A 15,515-nucleotide genomic window follows, 5' to 3' on the forward strand; every position below is an offset into this window, starting at 1 on the left:
ACTGTTTACTAGCGCCCTCGGCTTATATGAGAGGTGCTAATCCAGCCCGTCCTTGCGTTGTTGAATGCGTCGAAGAGAGCGTTGTCGTCGACTGTCTTCTCGCGATAAATCCAACAAGGTTTCCTCGATATAAGCCAAATGTGCATGCGATGCTTCGCGGGCCTGTTCGGGCTCACCCGAAACAATCGCCTGGACAATGTTGGCTCGATGATTGCGCACCTTTTCCACCACATCAGGGCGACGGTTCAGGAGCTCAAAGTTTTGTAATACGTTTTGCTCCAGCAGAGGGGCAAGGCTACGGATGATATGGAGCAATACCACGTTGTGAGCGGACTCGGTCACCGCTATCAGGTATTGCATCACAGCGGCGGCTTCGGCCGGCATATCACCTTGCTGCTGGGCTTCCTGTATCCGCGTATGGCAGTCACGAATACGGGTGAAATCTTCAGAGTTTCCGCGCAGGGCGGCATAGTAAGCAGCCAGGCCCTCTAGGGCGTGGCGCGACTCCAACAAGTCTAGCTGGGTCTCTGGGTGGGCGGAAAGTAGTTCCAACAGTGGCTCGGAAAAGCTCTGCCATAGCTTTTCGGTCACAAAGGTTCCGCCACCCTGGCGGCGCGTGAGCAGTTTTTTTGCCTCTAGGCGCTGGATAGCTTCACGGACAGATGGGCGAGAAACATCGAATTGTTTGGCCAACTCACGTTCAGGCGGCAGCTGCTGACCCGGGGATAGGATTCCCTCTAGGATCAGGTGCTCCAGTTCCTGCTCGATAGCATCGGAGAGCTTGGGTTGGCGAATTCGTTTATAAGTCATTAGTTATTTATTCTTGGTTGCACTTATTGCGTTTCAAGGTCGTCCGGAATACGGATAATTGGTATTACCAATTTAACTATAGATGGAAATTTTACAGAAATAATTGAGGATGTCTACCGACAACTTGACTGAAATCATAGAACGAGGGGTGATTTAACAAAAATTTCAAATTATGAAAACTTGTTAAAACATGGCAAACACTAGTATTCAACAGGGGTTAGGGCAAGAGCTGGCGAAGAAACACACTATGGTCAGACCAATTACCTGTTACATTTCCCCGCCAATTTCTTCATCAGCCATGTGGCTAAGAGGCGATTATTTGAGCAAAATTGAAGACTTATACGCTAGCCAATCAAAGGCCAGACCCGGGTCGGTTTTGCGTCCGGGAGCGATAAACTCATGGCCGGTGATCCGGCTGGCATCCATGCGGGGGTAGTGACCGAGCAGTACCTGGGTTAGCGCGGTAAGGGTGTCATACTGGGCTGGGGTATATGGCAGGGTATCCGTTCCTTCCAGTTCAATTCCAATTGAATAGTCGTTGCATTTGTCACGGCCTGCAAATGTCGACACACCTGCATGCCAAGCTCGACGATTAAACGGAACGAACTGGATAATATCGCCATTTCGCATAATTAGACAGTGGGCTGATACCCGAAAACCGGAAATTAACTCGAAATAGGGATGTGCGTCAGATTTTAGCGTACCGGTAAACAGCTGCTCGATATACGGGCCACCAAATTGGCCCGGCGGCAAGCTGATATTATGTACAACAAGCAGCGAAATATCGTCACTATCCGGCCTGACATCATGGAACGGTGAAGGGACATGCTTGACCCCTTCCAGCCAATGGTCTTGGTTTATAACTAACATTGTTCAGTCCTGGGGGATTTTCGATCCTAGTCTCTCGATCCTAGTCTCTGGAGAAGTGCTGGGGAAGCATTTACTGATAGCGATAACACGTCAAGCTCTTCGCTCTTTTTTTTGCCTTTCCTGCTCCCTCTAGGACCTCGAACCTGCTCTTCTTCATTCCGTGCTCCCCGCTCTGTTCTAGGTACTAGAATCTAGGAACTCGCCCTCTAGCACCGCCTTTTCCCGCTTTTCCCAGGAACTAGGCACTCGCACCTAGGATCTAAGGGCACATCGCGGTATGATCAGCGCCAGTTAACCCGGGAGCGGCTCCCGCCCCTATTCAGCAGCCAAACCTTGCTACGGATTTGTCATGACTCAAATGGAAAAGAAGCACGACAGCGAATCGCGCTTGAATTACCTTAAACAGCAACTTCCCCTCGAAATCACCCGTGCCGTTGCCGATACCCTGCGTGAAGATCTCGGTGGCGAGATTGACGCCAGCCGCGATATCACTGCCAGCCTGATCCCGGCGGACAGTCAAGGGGTCGCCACTATCATTACCCGTGAACACGGTATTTTCTGCGGCCAGATGTGGGCCGAGGAAGTATTTCGCCAACTGGGAGGCGAAGTCAGCATTGAGTGGCATGTCGAAGATGGCGACACGGTTGAGCCGAACCAAACCCTGTGCACCCTGCGTGGCCCGTCTCGTATCCTGCTGATCGGCGAACGCAACGCAATGAACTTCATCCAGACCCTGTCAGGTTGTGCGACGACGGTTGCCGAGTATGCCAAACAACTCGCAGGTACCGACTGCCGCCTGCTCGATACCCGCAAGACGATTCCGGGCCTGCGCAGCGCGCTGAAATATGCCGTCACCTGCGGCGGTGGTTACAGCCACCGTATCGGCGTATTCGATGCCTACCTGATCAAGGAGAACCACATCATCGCCTGTGGCGGTATCGAACAGGCTATCCGTAGCGCCAAGCAGCTTAACCCAGGCAAGCCAGTCGAGGTAGAAACCGAATCACTGGCGGAACTGCAACAAGCCATTGATGCCGGTGCTGATATCATCATGCTGGATAACTTCACCACCGACATGATGCGCCAAGCAGTGGCCATCAACGCTGGCCGTGCCTCGCTGGAGAACTCCGGCAACGTCACGCTGGATACCATCCGCGAGTTTGCCCAAACCGGCGTGGATTATATTTCCGTCGGCGCGCTGACCAAGCACCTCAAGGCGATGGACTTGTCGATGCGATTCAAATAGACGCACCAGGTTTCAACGCGAATATCACAGCGGGCTCCTTTGGGGGCCTGTTTTGTTTTTGGGCCTCAGCCCAGAAACTTAAAAATTGACCATTAAATCAATAACTTCAATCCAACCGCCCTCCTTGTCCTCTGCGCACCTACGCCAAATAACTCGCAACTCTGACTGCAAGCGCTGCAACACCGCTGTTATATCTTTGAACCATTTCCAGCAACCTCTCGCAGGCAATGAAACACTATGAATATCAAGCGTATGCTACCAACACACAAACAAGTGATGGTTATAATACAAGGACAAAACAATGAAAGGACAAAAAGGCTTTACGCTGATTGAATTGATGATTGTGGTGGCGATTATTGGGATTATCTCAGCCTTCGCGATTCCGGCGTACTCTGACTACACCCAGCGTGCCCGTATGGCAGGTGCAGTGGCGGGGACTACCGGCTTTAAAACCGCAGTGGCACTCTGTGCACAGGATTTAGGTACTCTAACTGGCTGTGCCCACAACACAAATGGCATCCCAGATACCATCGCCGTTGGTAATGGTGGTGCTACAGTGAATTTTGTCGATGGAATATCTGTCGCTGATGGTGTAATCACAGTCACTTCGACAGGCCAAGCTGGTGGAGCCAACATGGCAATTACCCTTACTCCAAGTATTACTAATGGGGCAATGGATTGGGATCTCACCGGTACAGGATGCGCAGCTACGACTCCAGGTCGCGGCATTGACTGTTCAGGCAGCTAATGCACACCAACCTCGCGTCAATCCTGCACCAGGCTGAGCTGATCAGCCCGGTGCAGTTGCAACAGGTGATCGACCAGGTACAGGCAGACAAGCTGTCTGTACCTGCCGCCTTGATTGGGCTGGGGATCATGACCAGCCAGGACCTGGCCCGCCAGCTGGAAGTCATTTTTGCCGTCGCACTGGTCGATGCCCACCAGTATGACTATGCCGAGTGCTGCAAGCGCCTCAACCTGCGTGACTTGATCCTGCGCCACCGGGTTCTGCCACTGAGCGCCACCGACAATACCCTGTTTATCGGTCTGTGCGACCCGACCTACCTTGATGCCCTCGATGAGTTCCGCTTCGCCACCGGCAAGCAGGTCGAGCCGATGCTGCTCGAATACAAGCAGCTCGAAGCCGCGATTCGCCGGATCTATGGCAGTGAACTCAAGGGCACCGAACAGCATGCGCCGCAACGCGGGATCAGCGACAGTGAGCTGACCGATCTGGTCGATCTCAGTGATGGCGAGCTGGTCGATGACACCACGGATCTCAGCAGCGACAGCGCCCCGGTCACCCGTTATATCAACCAGACTCTGCTCGATGCGCTGCGCAAAAACGCCTCGGATATCCACTTCGAGCCCTACGAGAAGCATTCTCGGATCCGCTTTCGCTGCGACGGTATCTTGCACCAGTACGCCACCCCGCCGGCGAATCTATCACGCCGACTATCAACCCGGCTCAAGGTGATGTCACGGCTCAATATTGCCGAGCGACGGATCCCGCAGGACGGCCGGATCAAGCTCAAGCTGTCCGAGAGTGTCTCGGTCGACTTGCGGGTATCGACCCTGCCGACCATGTGGGGCGAAAAGGTAGTATTGCGGATCCTCGATGCCAGTAGCAGCAAGCTCGACATTGAGCTCCTTGGTTACAACGACGGTCAGAAAAAAGCCTACCTTGATGCATTGAATCAGCCGCAAGGCATGATCCTGATGACCGGCCCGACCGGTAGCGGCAAAACCGTCTCGCTGTACGCCGGCCTTAGGATCCTCAATACCGAAACACGCAATATTTCCACCGCCGAAGATCCGGTCGAGATCAACCTGCCGGGGATCAACCAGGTGCAGATCAACCCCGCTACCGGCTTGGGTTTTGCCGAAGCGCTGCGGGCTTTCCTGCGCCAAGATCCGGACGTGGTCATGGTCGGCGAAATTCGCGATATCGAAACCGGCAGTATTGCGGTCAAAGCGGCCCAGACAGGTCACCTGGTGCTCTCCACCCTGCATACCAACTCGGCAGCGGAGACCATTACCCGCCTGACCAACATGGGGATAGAGGATTTCAACTTGGCCTCGTCGCTCAGCCTGATCATTGCCCAGCGCCTCGCCCGTCGGCTATGCCCGCATTGCAAGGAGCCGGACGACATTGACCCGTTGCTGCGCGCCAAGCTCGATATACCGCCGGATGCCGAACTGTTCAAAGCCAACCTGAACGGTTGTGATGATTGCAACAAAGGCTATTTGGGCCGGGTGGGGATTTATGAGGTCATGCCCTTTTCCCGCCCGCTATCCCAAGCCCTGATGCAAGGGGCCAGTACCCTGGAGCTGGAAGAGATTGCCTGCCAGCAAGGGATGATCACCCTCAAGCAGGCCGGCATAGAAAAACTGTGCCAAGGCACCACCGGCTTGGCTGAGCTGCAGCGCGTGCTCCATTTTATTTAAGAGCTCTTGATGTCAGAGCACGGCATCTCATCGCCCCACAAGAGCCAATACCTTAAAAATACCAGTACCTTGAATAGCTAGAGAGTAAGCCATGGCCCAGGAAAGAAAAATACGCTACTACCGCTGGCGCGGGATCAACCCTCGCGGCAAGCGCCTGTCCGGCATCATGGTCGGCTATCAGGAGCAAGAGATCCGTACCAAGCTCGGCGAGCAACAAATCCAAGTCAAAAAAATCAAGCGCTACAAGCCCTCGACCCTGAGCAAGCGCCGCAACCAATTTACCGCCCAGGATGTCACCGCCATCACTCGCCAGCTGGCAACCATCGTCAACTCGGGGGTTCCGGTGGTACAGGCACTCAAGCTGATTGCGCATAGCCACAACAAGGCCGAGGCCAGAGCCACGCTGACCATGGTCGGCAACCAGGTCGAAGCGGGCTCGAGCCTGGCCAGAGCCTTGAATACCAGCTCGCCGCTGTTCGATAACTTCTATTGTGATCTCGTCGCCACCGGCGAGCAAACCGGCCATTTGGCACAAGCCTTCGAGCGCCTAGCCAGCTACCGGGAAAAAAGCGAAGCCATGCGTAAAAAGGTTATCAAGGCGATGATTTACCCCACCATGGTCACCCTTACCGCCATTCTCGTTACCTTGCTGATGCTAATTTTCATCATCCCGCAATTTGCCAGCATTTTTAAGGGGTTTGGTGCCGAGCTGCCGTGGTTCACCCAAAAAATCATCGATGTGTCTAACTTTTTGCTGAATGACGGCCCCCTCCTCGCACTGGGCTTGCTGGTTACCTCGATGCTTGCCGTGATGGCTTATCGCAAATCGGATAGCAACAAGCTGCGGGTCCACCGTGCCCTGCTCGCCTTCCCCATCGTCGGGCCGATCATGCTCAAGGCGGCGATTGCCCGTTTCGCCCGTACCCTTGCCACCACCTTCTCTTCGGGGATCCCATTGCTGACCGGTATCGAGGCCGCAGGCAAGACCGCGGGCAACCGTTTTATCGAGCGAGCCATTGAAGGCGCGCACGGCAACACTGCCGCCGGTATGCCGCTCCATCTTGCCCTGCGCCACAGCGAGGTTTTTCCCGAGCTGATGCTGCAGATGGTGATGATTGGCGAAGAGTCAGGCTCGATTGATGACATGCTCAACAAAGTGGCCTTCACCTACGAGAGCGATGTCGATAATACCGTTGATAACCTTGGTAAAATTCTCGAACCACTGATTATCATCTTCCTCGGTACGGTCATCGGCGGATTGCTGGTTGCTATGTACATGCCGGTGTTCAAGCTGATGAGTGTGGTTGGCTAGTTGTAAGAGGCGAGATCCTGGATCCTAGTCCCTAGGTGCGCTATGGGCTATGGGCATGCCGGATTTATCCAATGAATGCCAGTTTATAGCTCTGCTTTTCCTCGGTTCTGCCTTTATCCTCCGGCATGATTCCCCTACAATATCCCCATTGAGTAATATGAGAGTTTTTTCATGACGTTGCTGTCTGTATATCCTTGGTTATTTCCTGTTTTTGCGGCCATTTTCGGGTTGCTGGTTGGTAGTTTCCTCAACGTGGTGATCTATCGCCTGCCAATCATGATGGAGCGCCAGTGGAGAGCCGACTGCACCGAGTATTTTCCTGAACTCGGCCCGCAACAAGACACCGGTACCTTTAACCTCAGTATCCCGCGCTCGCGTTGCCCCCACTGTCAGCAACAGATCAGCATGTGGGATAACATCCCGGTGATCAGCTGGCTGCTGCTCAAGGGACAATGCCGTCACTGCCAAGCCAATATCAGTGCCCGCTATCCGGCCATCGAGTTATTGACCGCCGTAGTAAGCACCACTGTCGCCCTCTATCTGCCACCTTCGCCGTGGTCGCTGGCGGTGATCCTGTTCAGTTTCTCCCTGATCGCCCTGACCTTCATCGACATCGACAAGATGTTACTGCCAGATCAAATCACCCTGCCACTGATGTGGGCGGGGGTAATGCTGGCGCTGCTGGGGATTTCCCCGGTCAGCCTGCAAGATGCCATTATCGGTGCCATGGCCGGTTATCTCTCGCTATGGAGCCTGTACTGGACTTTCAAGCTACTGACTGGCAAAGAAGGGATGGGATACGGTGACTTCAAGCTATTGGCTGCCCTCGGGGCTTGGCTGGGCTGGCAGTTACTGCCGTTTGTCGTGCTGTTTTCCTCTCTGGTCGGTGCCATCTGCGGCATTATCATGATGCGCCGCCAGCAGGCTGACGGGCAGCAACCCTTTTCATTCGGCCCTTATCTGGCCATTGCCGGCTGGGTGGCGATGCTATGGGGTGAGCCGTTGCTCAACTGGTATTTAACCTCATATCTAGGGCTTTGATTTATGTCTCTTGTCATCGGACTAACCGGCGGGATCGGCAGCGGAAAAACCACCGTGGCCAATTTATTTGCCGCCAAGCATATTGATATCATCGACGCCGATATCGTTGCCCGCGAAGTGGTTGAGCCCGGTAGCACCGGTCTGCAAGCCATTGTAGAGAAGCTGGGTTCTGACATCTTACTGACAGATGGGTCGCTTAATCGCAGTAAGCTGCGTGAAGCCATCTTCAGTGATAGTCAATTAAAAGAGTGGCTTAACCAGTTATTGCACCCGATGATCAGGGAAAAAATGCAACAAGATATCGCTGCAGCCCAATCACCGTATTGCTTGCTGGTTGTCCCGCTAATGGTAGAGAATAACCTGCAGGCAATGACCGACCGCCTGTTGGTGGTCGATGTCGATGAAGCGATCCAGGTAGCACGGACCCAGCAGCGGGACAATGTCCCTACCGCTCAGGTTCGCCGTATTTTGGCTTCTCAGGCCAGCCGCGAACAACGCCTTGCTGCTGCCGACGATATAATTTGCAATAATGGCAATGGTGACAACCTCGAGCAGCAAGTGACCAAACTGCACCTAGAATATCTGGCGCTGAGCCGCCAGCAAAACAATACACCGCAGTGCTAACTAATTTGGGTAGGTTGATATGCAAGTAAACCGCTTTGAACACCCGTTGAACGAAAAGGTACGGATTTACCTTCGTTTGGAATACCTGATCCGCCAAATGCACCATGCCAGCGCACTCAGCGATCCATGGCAGTATCAGCTATTCTTCCGCGCTCTGTTTGACTTGCTGGAAATTCTTGATCAGATCCAGCTCAAGGCTGAACTCGCCAAAGATCTTGAAAAGCAACGCGGGCGACTCAAGCACTGGCTTAACATTGACGGGGTGGATCAAACCGCCCTGCTGGCCCTACTCGACCAACTGGAGCAAGGCCAACACCAATTGTTGACCGCCAATCGCCTGGGCCAGACCCTGCGCGAAGACCGTTTTCTCGGCGCGATCAAACAACGCCTTTCGATCCCGGGGGGCAGCTGCTGCTTTGATTTGCCGGCCCTGCACCACTGGCTGCATTTACCCCTTGCCCACAAGCAGAGTGATTTGGCCAATTGGCTCTCACAAATCAAAGAGCTCAGTGTCGCCCTGAGCCTTTGGCTCAAGCTGGTGCGCGAAAGTGGCCAATTCCAAAATCAAGTTGCGCGTGGTGGTTTCTTCCAGCACGATGCGAATGAAGCCAGTCTGATCCGACTGGATATTTGCCCCAGCCATGGTGTCTACCCTATGATATCAGGACACCGCAGCCGGTTTGCCATTCGCTTCATGCCATTTGAAGAAGGTGCCGGTATTGCTGAGACGATTGAATTTAAACTAGCGATTTGCTGAGGTAACACGTGACACCATCCAACACACCAGCCACACCGATCACCGTGGTGAAATGCCCGACTTGCCAAACCGATGTTGTGTGGGGAGAGCAGAGCCCGTTCCGTCCATTCTGCTGCAAGCGCTGCCAGCTGATCGACTTGGGTGAGTGGGCAGAAGAAGAGAAAACGATCCCAGGTGCCCCGGACCTGTCAGATTCCGACGGCTGGTCGGAAGATATGGGATATTGATCTGCGGCTAGGGGCCCTTGGTCCTCGGCGCGAGGAAGAGCAAGAGCTCATTACTCACTGATTAAAAAAGGGGGACTTATCATAAGATAAGCCCCCTTTTTTACATTGATCTGTCTAACACTGACAATTGCCTCGAGCCGATTAGCCTCGAGCCGATTAGCCTCAAGCCTCGCTAAGCGCAGCGAGCTTTTGAAGCACCACATCGTTGGCTTCTGGGAATGCGTAGTTAGTTAGCTCTTCCAGACGCACCCACTCGCTTGGCTGGCCTTCTTTGCCATAGGCCTTGCCTTCAAATGCACGTACCAAGAAAAAATCAAACTTCAACGACTTCTCCGGATAGTCATGCTCCAGTGCCATGAAGTGCTCCAGTGTTGTTGCCTGAATGCCGACTTCCTCATACAGCTCCCTGACAACCGCCTGCTCGGCCGATTCACCCGCTTCGACCTTGCCGCCGGCAAACTCCCAAAAACCGCCCTGGTGAGACTTGGCAGCCCGCTGGGTAATGAATACTTTATCTTGCTCGGCATTAAGAATAATCCCCGCCGAAATCCACACCTGTTTCTTTTCCAAAGCCGTTTACTCTCTCACTGCCTGATCATCAGGTCTCTTTATTAAGTGAAGCATAATAAAAAGGCCGCGAATGCGGCCTTTTATATGGGTTAAGCAGCCCGATTAGTTGATCTTACCGTGGCATTGCTTGTACTTCTTGCCAGAGCCACATGGACACGATTCGTTACGACCTACCTTGCGCTCTTCACGCTGGTATGGCGCAGCCTCATCGCTTGCTTGGCTTTCGTCGGCAATTTGATTTTCCGCATTCTGATGCTGGAACTGCTGGCGGCGAGCAAGCTCTTCAGCCTGGCGGCGACGCTCCGCTTCCACGCGCTCAACCTCTTCCTGCTGCTGAACACGTACTTTGCTCAAAATCGCAATAACATCAGACTTCAGGCTCTCCAGCATCTCTTCGAACAGTTCAAACGACTCGCGCTTGTATTCCTGTTTCGGGTTCTTCTGGGCATAGCCACGCAGATGGATGCCCTGGCGCAGGTGATCCATTGCGGCCAAGTGCTCTTTCCACAGCGTATCAAGGTTTTGCAGCATGACCGTCTTCTCGAAGTTACGCAGTACTTCCGCGCCCACAACTTCTTCTTTGTGACGATAAATTTCAACAGCTTGCTCTACGATACGTTCACGCAACGCTTCTTCGTAAAGCTTCTCTTCGCTGTCCAGCCACTGCTGGATAGGCAGCTCCATATCGTAATCGGCTTTGAGGCGCTCTTCCAAACCCTGGATATCCCACACCTCTTCCAGCGACTGTGCCGGGATGTAGCCATCGATCACCGCTTGGATCACGTCTTCGCGGTTTTGCTCGATCATCTCGCTGATATCTTCAGCGTTCATCAGCTCATCACGCAACTCGTAAACCACCTTACGCTGGTCGTTAGCCACATCATCGAATTCAAGCAGCTGCTTACGAATATCAAAGTTACGGCCTTCAACCTTGCGCTGGGCGTTTTCGATCGCCTTGGTCACCCATGGGTGCTCAATCGCTTCGCCTTCTTCCATACCCAGCTTCTTCATCATGTTCGAAACACGATCCGAAGCGAAGATACGCATCAAGCCGTCTTCCATCGATAGGTAGAAACGCGAGGAACCGGCATCACCCTGACGGCCAGAACGACCACGTAGCTGGTTATCGATACGGCGAGACTCATGGCGCTCGGTACCGATAATGTGCAAACCACCAGACGCCAGCACGGCATCGTGCAGCTGCTGCCAATCGGCTTTGATCTTGGCAATTTGATCGTCAGTTGGGTTATCCAGCTTCGCCACTTCGCTCTGCCATGAACCACCCAATACGATATCCGTACCACGACCTGCCATGTTGGTTGCGATAGTCACCGCGCAAGGCGCACCGGCCTGGGCAACGATATCGGCTTCGCGCTCGTGGAACTTGGCATTCAAGACTTCGTGCTTGATACCTTGCTTCTTCAGCGCTTTAGACAGTAACTCAGATTTTTCAATCGAAACCGTACCAACCAATACCGGCTGGCCTTTCTCGACACGCTCTTTGATGTCTTCACTGATCGCCGCAAATTTTTCCAGCTCAGTCATGTAGACCAAATCACCCATGTCATCACGGATCATCGGCTTGTTGGTTGGCAACACAACGGTTTCCAGACCATAAATAGATTGGAATTCGAATGCTTCGGTATCAGCTGTACCGGTCATGCCTGACAGCTTGGTGTAAAGACGGAAGTAGTTCTGGAACGTGATAGACGCTAGCGTCTGGTTCTCGTTTTGGATCTTCACCCCTTCTTTGGCCTCAACAGCCTGGTGCAGACCTTCTGACCAGCGACGGCCCGGCATAGTACGGCCGGTATGCTCATCGACGATGATCACTTCATCGTCTTTAACAATGTAGTCAACATCGCGCTCGAACAGCACGTGGGCACGCAATGCGGCATTGACGTGGTGCAGCAGGCTGATGTTTGTTGGCGAGTAAAGCGTATCGCCCTCTTCCATCATGCCGTTTTGCTTAAGCAGCTCTTCGACAAACTCCTGACCGTTTTCGGTTAAATGCGCTTGCTTCGATTTTTCATCAACCGTGTAATGGCCTTCGCCGCGGTATTCTTCGCTGTCTTCCTGATCCTGTTTTACCAATTGTGGGATCAGGGTATTGATCTTGGTGTATAGCTCCGAGCTATCTTCGGCTGGGCCAGAAATGATAAGCGGGGTACGGGCTTCATCGATAAGGATGGAGTCGACTTCATCGACGACCGCAAAGAAGCGCTCGCGCTGTACGCGATCTTCTGGGCGGAATGCCATGTTGTCGCGCAGGTAGTCAAAACCAAATTCGTTGTTGGTGCCGTATAGGATGTCGGCTGAGTAGGCTTCTTTTTTCGCCTGAGGCGGCATGTTTGGCACGTTAACGCCAACAGTCATACCAAGGAATTCAAACAAAGCACGGTTGGTTTCGGCATCTCGTGCGGCTAGGTAGTCATTCACCGTAACGATGTGCACGCCTTTACCGGTAAGGGCGTTCAAGTAAGCTGGCAGGGTAGCGGTCAAGGTCTTACCTTCACCAGTACGCATTTCAGCGATCTGGCAAGCATTCAATACCATACCACCGATCAGCTGGACATCGAAGTGACGCATACCAAACACACGCTTGGACGCTTCACGTACGGTAGCAAAGGCTTCAGGTAGTAGCTGGTCAAGGTTTTCACCCTGCTCAATACGCTCACGGAATTCAACCGTTTTGGCCTTTAGTTCTTCGTCCTGCAAGCTTTCGAATTGAGGTTCAAGCTTGTTGATCTGGTCAACAATTTTGCGCATACGACGCAATGTGCGGTCGTTACGGCTACCGATAACTTTGGTCAGTAGTTTTGATAACATGGCGTTGCCGTTTTCTCTTAGTTATTTCAACCCATCAGGCTGAATTCTTAATCTGAATTTTTCAACCGGGATTATATCAACAAAGCGCGAGGCTTAGACTTGCGATTAATCATCCCTGTCCCGTCTAAATTCGCCACTGGTGTGACTACGGAAGCCGATACGAAAAACAATGGTTATTGATGATATTGTGGTACGAGTCGACCATTTCAAGGGATAAATGAAAACAATACCAGAAATTGAACACCATCGGCCATCCGTGGAGGGGGTAAACCCAAGCAGATCTCATTAAGCCAAACGACCTTGGTCAATGCTCTCCCAAGCTAGATATAATAAGCCATATTGGCGGTGTCGCCTATGGCAAATGCCCCGACGATGTTTTCCATATTCGAAAAATTAGAACTTAGCCACTACTTTTGCCCCAGAATGTCGTACTACGTGCGACTAACGGCTCGTATCCAGAGAAAAGAATAAATACGCGGCATAAAAAAACGCCGGACACAGTCCAGCGTTTTTGAAATCGTTGAGTGGGCACTCGGCTAGTTTATGCCAGTACCATACCTGGTTGAGCAAAGGTGACAGGCACTTGCTGCTCGTCAGTGAAGGTCGACCATTCATACGCTTCTTGATCAGCAAGTACTGCACGCAGTAGCATGTTGTTAAGCGCATGGCCTGACTTGTAAGCCACCATTTCACCAATAATGTTATGGCCACACATGTAAAGGTCACCAATGGCATCCAAGACCTTGTGGGTCACGAGCTCGTTGTCAAAACGAAGCCCTTCATCATTAAGAATACGGTAATCATCAAGTACAATCGCATTGTCAAAACTTCCGCCCAGGCACAGATTCTGTGACTGGAGGTATTCGATATCACGCATGAAACCGAAAGTTCGGGCACGGCTGATATCTTTGACAAATGACTGGCTGGAGAAATCCAGAACCAAACGCTGCTGCTCTGAATCAATCGCCGGGTGATTAAAATCGATAGCGAAGTCCAAACGGAACCCGTTAAAAGGACGGAGTTCTGCCCATTTATCACCATCTTCGACGCGAACAGTTTTCTTGATACGCAAGAAACGCTTAGGCGTATTCAGGGTATCGATGCCGGCAGACTGTAGCAGGTAGATGAACGGGCTGGCGCTACCATCCATAATCGGAATTTCAGGTGCATCAACCTCGATAATCACATTATCGATACCCATTCCTGCCAACGCAGCGTTAAGGTGCTCAACCGTTGAGATACGTACGCCTTGTTCATTAACCAAAGCAGTACACAACATGGTGTCGCGGACCGAGTTTGCGTCTGCTGGAAAATCAACAGGCGGATTCAAATCGGTACGGCGATAAATCACACCAGTGTTTGCAGCAGCAGGACGAAGAATAAGCGTCACTTTACGGCCAGAGTGAAGTCCCACCCCAGTCGTTTGCACAATGCTTTTCAGTGTACGTTGTCTTATCATCTGCTTGTCTCAACTATAAAATTGCCATGATATCGGCCCCAACCCTTAGTCAAAAAAAGGGCAAGGACAGATATCTTATCACTTTTTAACCAGCTTCCCAAAATATTTTGCGCGTTTAGTCAGCTTGCTTGCGCAAAAATGCTGGGATATCCAGATAGTCGTGATCCGCCTGAGGCTTCGGATTTGCCGCTGTCGCCGCCTGCTGGTTGGCAGAATCAGCTGCCGAGGCCGGCTGGTTCAATGGCGCCGCTTTGGCTTCTTCCGCCGGAGCAGAAGCTGCCGCTGGTTTCTCCGCTGCCACGGCCTGTACCGGCTTAGCGGTACCCGTCACCAACGTGATGTCAGGCTTGCATTCTTTGCCAATACCCGTCGCAACAACCGTTACACGTAGCTCGTCAGACATTTCTGGGTCAAGCGACGTACCAATAACCACGGTAGCGTTGTCAGAAGCAAATGCCTTCACGGTATTACCTACCGTTTCGAACTCGTCCAGACGCATGTCCAGACCCGCTGTAATGTTAACAAGAACACCACGCGCGCCAGCCAGATCGATATCTTCCAGTAGCGGACTAGAAATAGCCATTTCTGCCGCTTCCTCAGCACGATCGTCACCGGTTGCAACACCGCTGCCCATCATGGCGTGACCCATTTCAGACATAACGGTGCGTACGTCAGCAAAGTCGACGTTGATCATGCCCGGACGGGTGATCAGCTCGGCAATACCCTGTACCGCATTCTTCAATACGTCATTTGCTTTGGCGAAGGCATCCAACAATGTGATACCACGGCCAAGCACTTTCAGTAGTTTTTCGTTAGGGATCGTGATCAGCGAGTCAACATGCTTTGACAGCTCCTCGATACCCTGCTCGGCAAACGCCATGCGCTTTTTGCCTTCGAAGCTAAATGGCTTAGTCACCACCGCAACAGTCAGGATCCCAAGTTCTTTCGCCACTTCAGCAATAATCGGGGCTGCACCGGTACCGGTACCGCCTCCCATGCCTGCTGCAATGAAAATCATGTCAGAGCCATCAAGCTCTGCTTTGATCGCTTCGCGATCTTCCAATGCCGAGTCACGGCCAACCTGTGGGTTAGCGCCCGCACCCAGACCTTTGGTGATAGCCCCACCGATCTGGATCACTGTACTTACATTGGTTTTACGAAGTGCCTGAGCATCAGTGTTTACACTGATAAACTCAACACCCTCGATTGATTCACGTACCATGTGATCGACTGCGTTACCACCGCCGCCGCCAACGCCTATGACTTTAATTACTGCTTCGTCAGACATTTCCATCATCGGTTCAAACATGTGTTCTCTCCGT

General features: G+C 52.5%; 14 protein-coding genes. 8 read left to right on the forward strand and 6 right to left on the reverse strand.

The genetic code is table 11. The features are described from left to right. Positions 1 to 36: 36 nt before the first annotated feature. Together pdhR and ampD are read right to left on the reverse strand one after the other, a co-directional pair. Entirely contained in the window at positions 37 to 810 is a 774-nt protein-coding gene (gene pdhR / locus C9I99_RS16795) for a pyruvate dehydrogenase complex transcriptional repressor PdhR (protein WP_107350011.1), read from the reverse strand. 315 nt (positions 811 to 1,125) lie between these two features. Further along, on the reverse strand, positions 1,126 to 1,680 hold the full coding sequence (gene ampD / locus C9I99_RS16800; protein ID WP_107350012.1) for a 1,6-anhydro-N-acetylmuramyl-L-alanine amidase AmpD: 555 nt from the start codon (positions 1,678 to 1,680) through the stop codon (positions 1,126 to 1,128). 358 nt (positions 1,681 to 2,038) lie between these two features. Here ampD and nadC point away from each other — a divergent pair, with 358 nt between their 5' ends. From nadC to yacG, 8 genes are all read left to right on the forward strand, one after another. Continuing rightward, the gene (gene nadC, locus C9I99_RS16805; protein WP_107350111.1) at positions 2,039 to 2,926 is read left to right on the forward strand and encodes a carboxylating nicotinate-nucleotide diphosphorylase; all 888 of its coding nucleotides are present in this window, start codon (positions 2,039 to 2,041) and stop codon (positions 2,924 to 2,926) included. Between the two features lie 301 nt (positions 2,927 to 3,227). After that, complete coding sequence (locus C9I99_RS16810) at positions 3,228 to 3,674, forward strand: pilin (protein WP_107350013.1); 447 nt, start codon at positions 3,228 to 3,230, stop codon at positions 3,672 to 3,674. After that, entirely contained in the window at positions 3,674 to 5,374 is a 1,701-nt protein-coding gene (gene pilB, locus C9I99_RS16815; RefSeq protein WP_107350014.1) for a type IV-A pilus assembly ATPase PilB, read from the forward strand. Before C9I99_RS16810 ends, pilB begins: the two co-directional genes overlap by 1 nt. A 91-nt stretch (positions 5,375 to 5,465) precedes the next feature. Beyond that, on the forward strand, positions 5,466 to 6,686 hold the full coding sequence (locus tag C9I99_RS16820) for a type II secretion system F family protein (protein ID WP_107350015.1): 1,221 nt from the start codon (positions 5,466 to 5,468) through the stop codon (positions 6,684 to 6,686). A gap of 171 nt (positions 6,687 to 6,857) precedes the next feature. After that, the gene (locus C9I99_RS16825) at positions 6,858 to 7,727 is read left to right on the forward strand and encodes a prepilin peptidase (RefSeq protein WP_107350016.1); all 870 of its coding nucleotides are present in this window, start codon (positions 6,858 to 6,860) and stop codon (positions 7,725 to 7,727) included. Between the two features lie 3 nt (positions 7,728 to 7,730). Beyond that, positions 7,731 to 8,351 (forward strand): dephospho-CoA kinase, encoded by a 621-nt coding sequence (gene coaE, locus C9I99_RS16830; RefSeq protein ID WP_107350017.1) that lies wholly within the window; start codon positions 7,731 to 7,733, stop codon positions 8,349 to 8,351. A 19-nt stretch (positions 8,352 to 8,370) separates the two neighbouring features. Beyond that, positions 8,371 to 9,108, forward strand: coding sequence for a cell division protein ZapD (gene zapD / locus C9I99_RS16835; RefSeq protein WP_107350018.1), 738 nt, complete (start codon positions 8,371 to 8,373; stop codon positions 9,106 to 9,108). An 8-nt stretch (positions 9,109 to 9,116) separates the two neighbouring features. Further along, positions 9,117 to 9,335, forward strand: coding sequence for a DNA gyrase inhibitor YacG (gene yacG / locus C9I99_RS16840; RefSeq protein WP_243734636.1), 219 nt, complete (start codon positions 9,117 to 9,119; stop codon positions 9,333 to 9,335). Between the two features lie 162 nt (positions 9,336 to 9,497). Here yacG and mutT read toward each other — a convergent pair whose 3' ends face one another. The 4 genes from mutT to ftsZ all read right to left on the reverse strand — a co-directional run bounded on the left by mutT (position 9,498) and on the right by ftsZ (position 15,502). Further along, entirely contained in the window at positions 9,498 to 9,905 is a 408-nt protein-coding gene (gene mutT / locus C9I99_RS16845; protein WP_107350019.1) for an 8-oxo-dGTP diphosphatase MutT, read from the reverse strand. A gap of 102 nt (positions 9,906 to 10,007) precedes the next feature. Beyond that, on the reverse strand, positions 10,008 to 12,734 hold the full coding sequence (gene secA, locus C9I99_RS16850; protein WP_107350020.1) for a preprotein translocase subunit SecA: 2,727 nt from the start codon (positions 12,732 to 12,734) through the stop codon (positions 10,008 to 10,010). Positions 12,735 to 13,275: 541 nt separating this feature from the next. Continuing rightward, a complete protein-coding gene (gene lpxC / locus C9I99_RS16855; RefSeq protein WP_107350021.1) occupies positions 13,276 to 14,193 on the reverse strand; it encodes a UDP-3-O-acyl-N-acetylglucosamine deacetylase in 918 nt (305 codons plus the stop codon). Positions 14,194 to 14,308: 115 nt separating this feature from the next. Further along, positions 14,309 to 15,502 (reverse strand): cell division protein FtsZ, encoded by a 1,194-nt coding sequence (gene ftsZ, locus C9I99_RS16860; RefSeq protein ID WP_107350022.1) that lies wholly within the window; start codon positions 15,500 to 15,502, stop codon positions 14,309 to 14,311. Positions 15,503 to 15,515: the final 13 nt, after the last annotated feature.

Source organism: Photobacterium lutimaris (assembly GCF_003025555.1).
GTDB classification, from domain to species: domain Bacteria; phylum Pseudomonadota; class Gammaproteobacteria; order Enterobacterales; family Vibrionaceae; genus Photobacterium; species Photobacterium lutimaris.

Excerpts from the sequence above, each read along its gene's own strand:
- coaE (WP_107350017.1), top strand. The coding sequence starts at position 7,731 with ATGTCTCTTGTCATCGGACTAACCGGCGGGATCGGCAGCGGAAAAACC.
- pdhR (WP_107350011.1), bottom strand. The coding sequence starts at position 810 with ATGACTTATAAACGAATTCGCCAACCCAAGCTCTCCGATGCTATCGAG.
- lpxC (WP_107350021.1), bottom strand. The coding sequence starts at position 14,193 with ATGATAAGACAACGTACACTGAAAAGCATTGTGCAAACGACTGGGGTG.
- pilB (WP_107350014.1), top strand. The coding sequence starts at position 3,674 with ATGCACACCAACCTCGCGTCAATCCTGCACCAGGCTGAGCTGATCAGC.
- nadC (WP_107350111.1), top strand. The coding sequence starts at position 2,039 with ATGGAAAAGAAGCACGACAGCGAATCGCGCTTGAATTACCTTAAACAG.
- ftsZ (WP_107350022.1), bottom strand. The coding sequence starts at position 15,502 with ATGTTTGAACCGATGATGGAAATGTCTGACGAAGCAGTAATTAAAGTC.
- C9I99_RS16820 (WP_107350015.1), top strand. The coding sequence starts at position 5,466 with ATGGCCCAGGAAAGAAAAATACGCTACTACCGCTGGCGCGGGATCAAC.
- zapD (WP_107350018.1), top strand. The coding sequence starts at position 8,371 with ATGCAAGTAAACCGCTTTGAACACCCGTTGAACGAAAAGGTACGGATT.
- C9I99_RS16810 (WP_107350013.1), top strand. The coding sequence starts at position 3,228 with ATGAAAGGACAAAAAGGCTTTACGCTGATTGAATTGATGATTGTGGTG.
- ampD (WP_107350012.1), bottom strand. The coding sequence starts at position 1,680 with ATGTTAGTTATAAACCAAGACCATTGGCTGGAAGGGGTCAAGCATGTC.
- C9I99_RS16825 (WP_107350016.1), top strand. The coding sequence starts at position 6,858 with ATGACGTTGCTGTCTGTATATCCTTGGTTATTTCCTGTTTTTGCGGCC.
- secA (WP_107350020.1), bottom strand. The coding sequence starts at position 12,734 with ATGTTATCAAAACTACTGACCAAAGTTATCGGTAGCCGTAACGACCGC.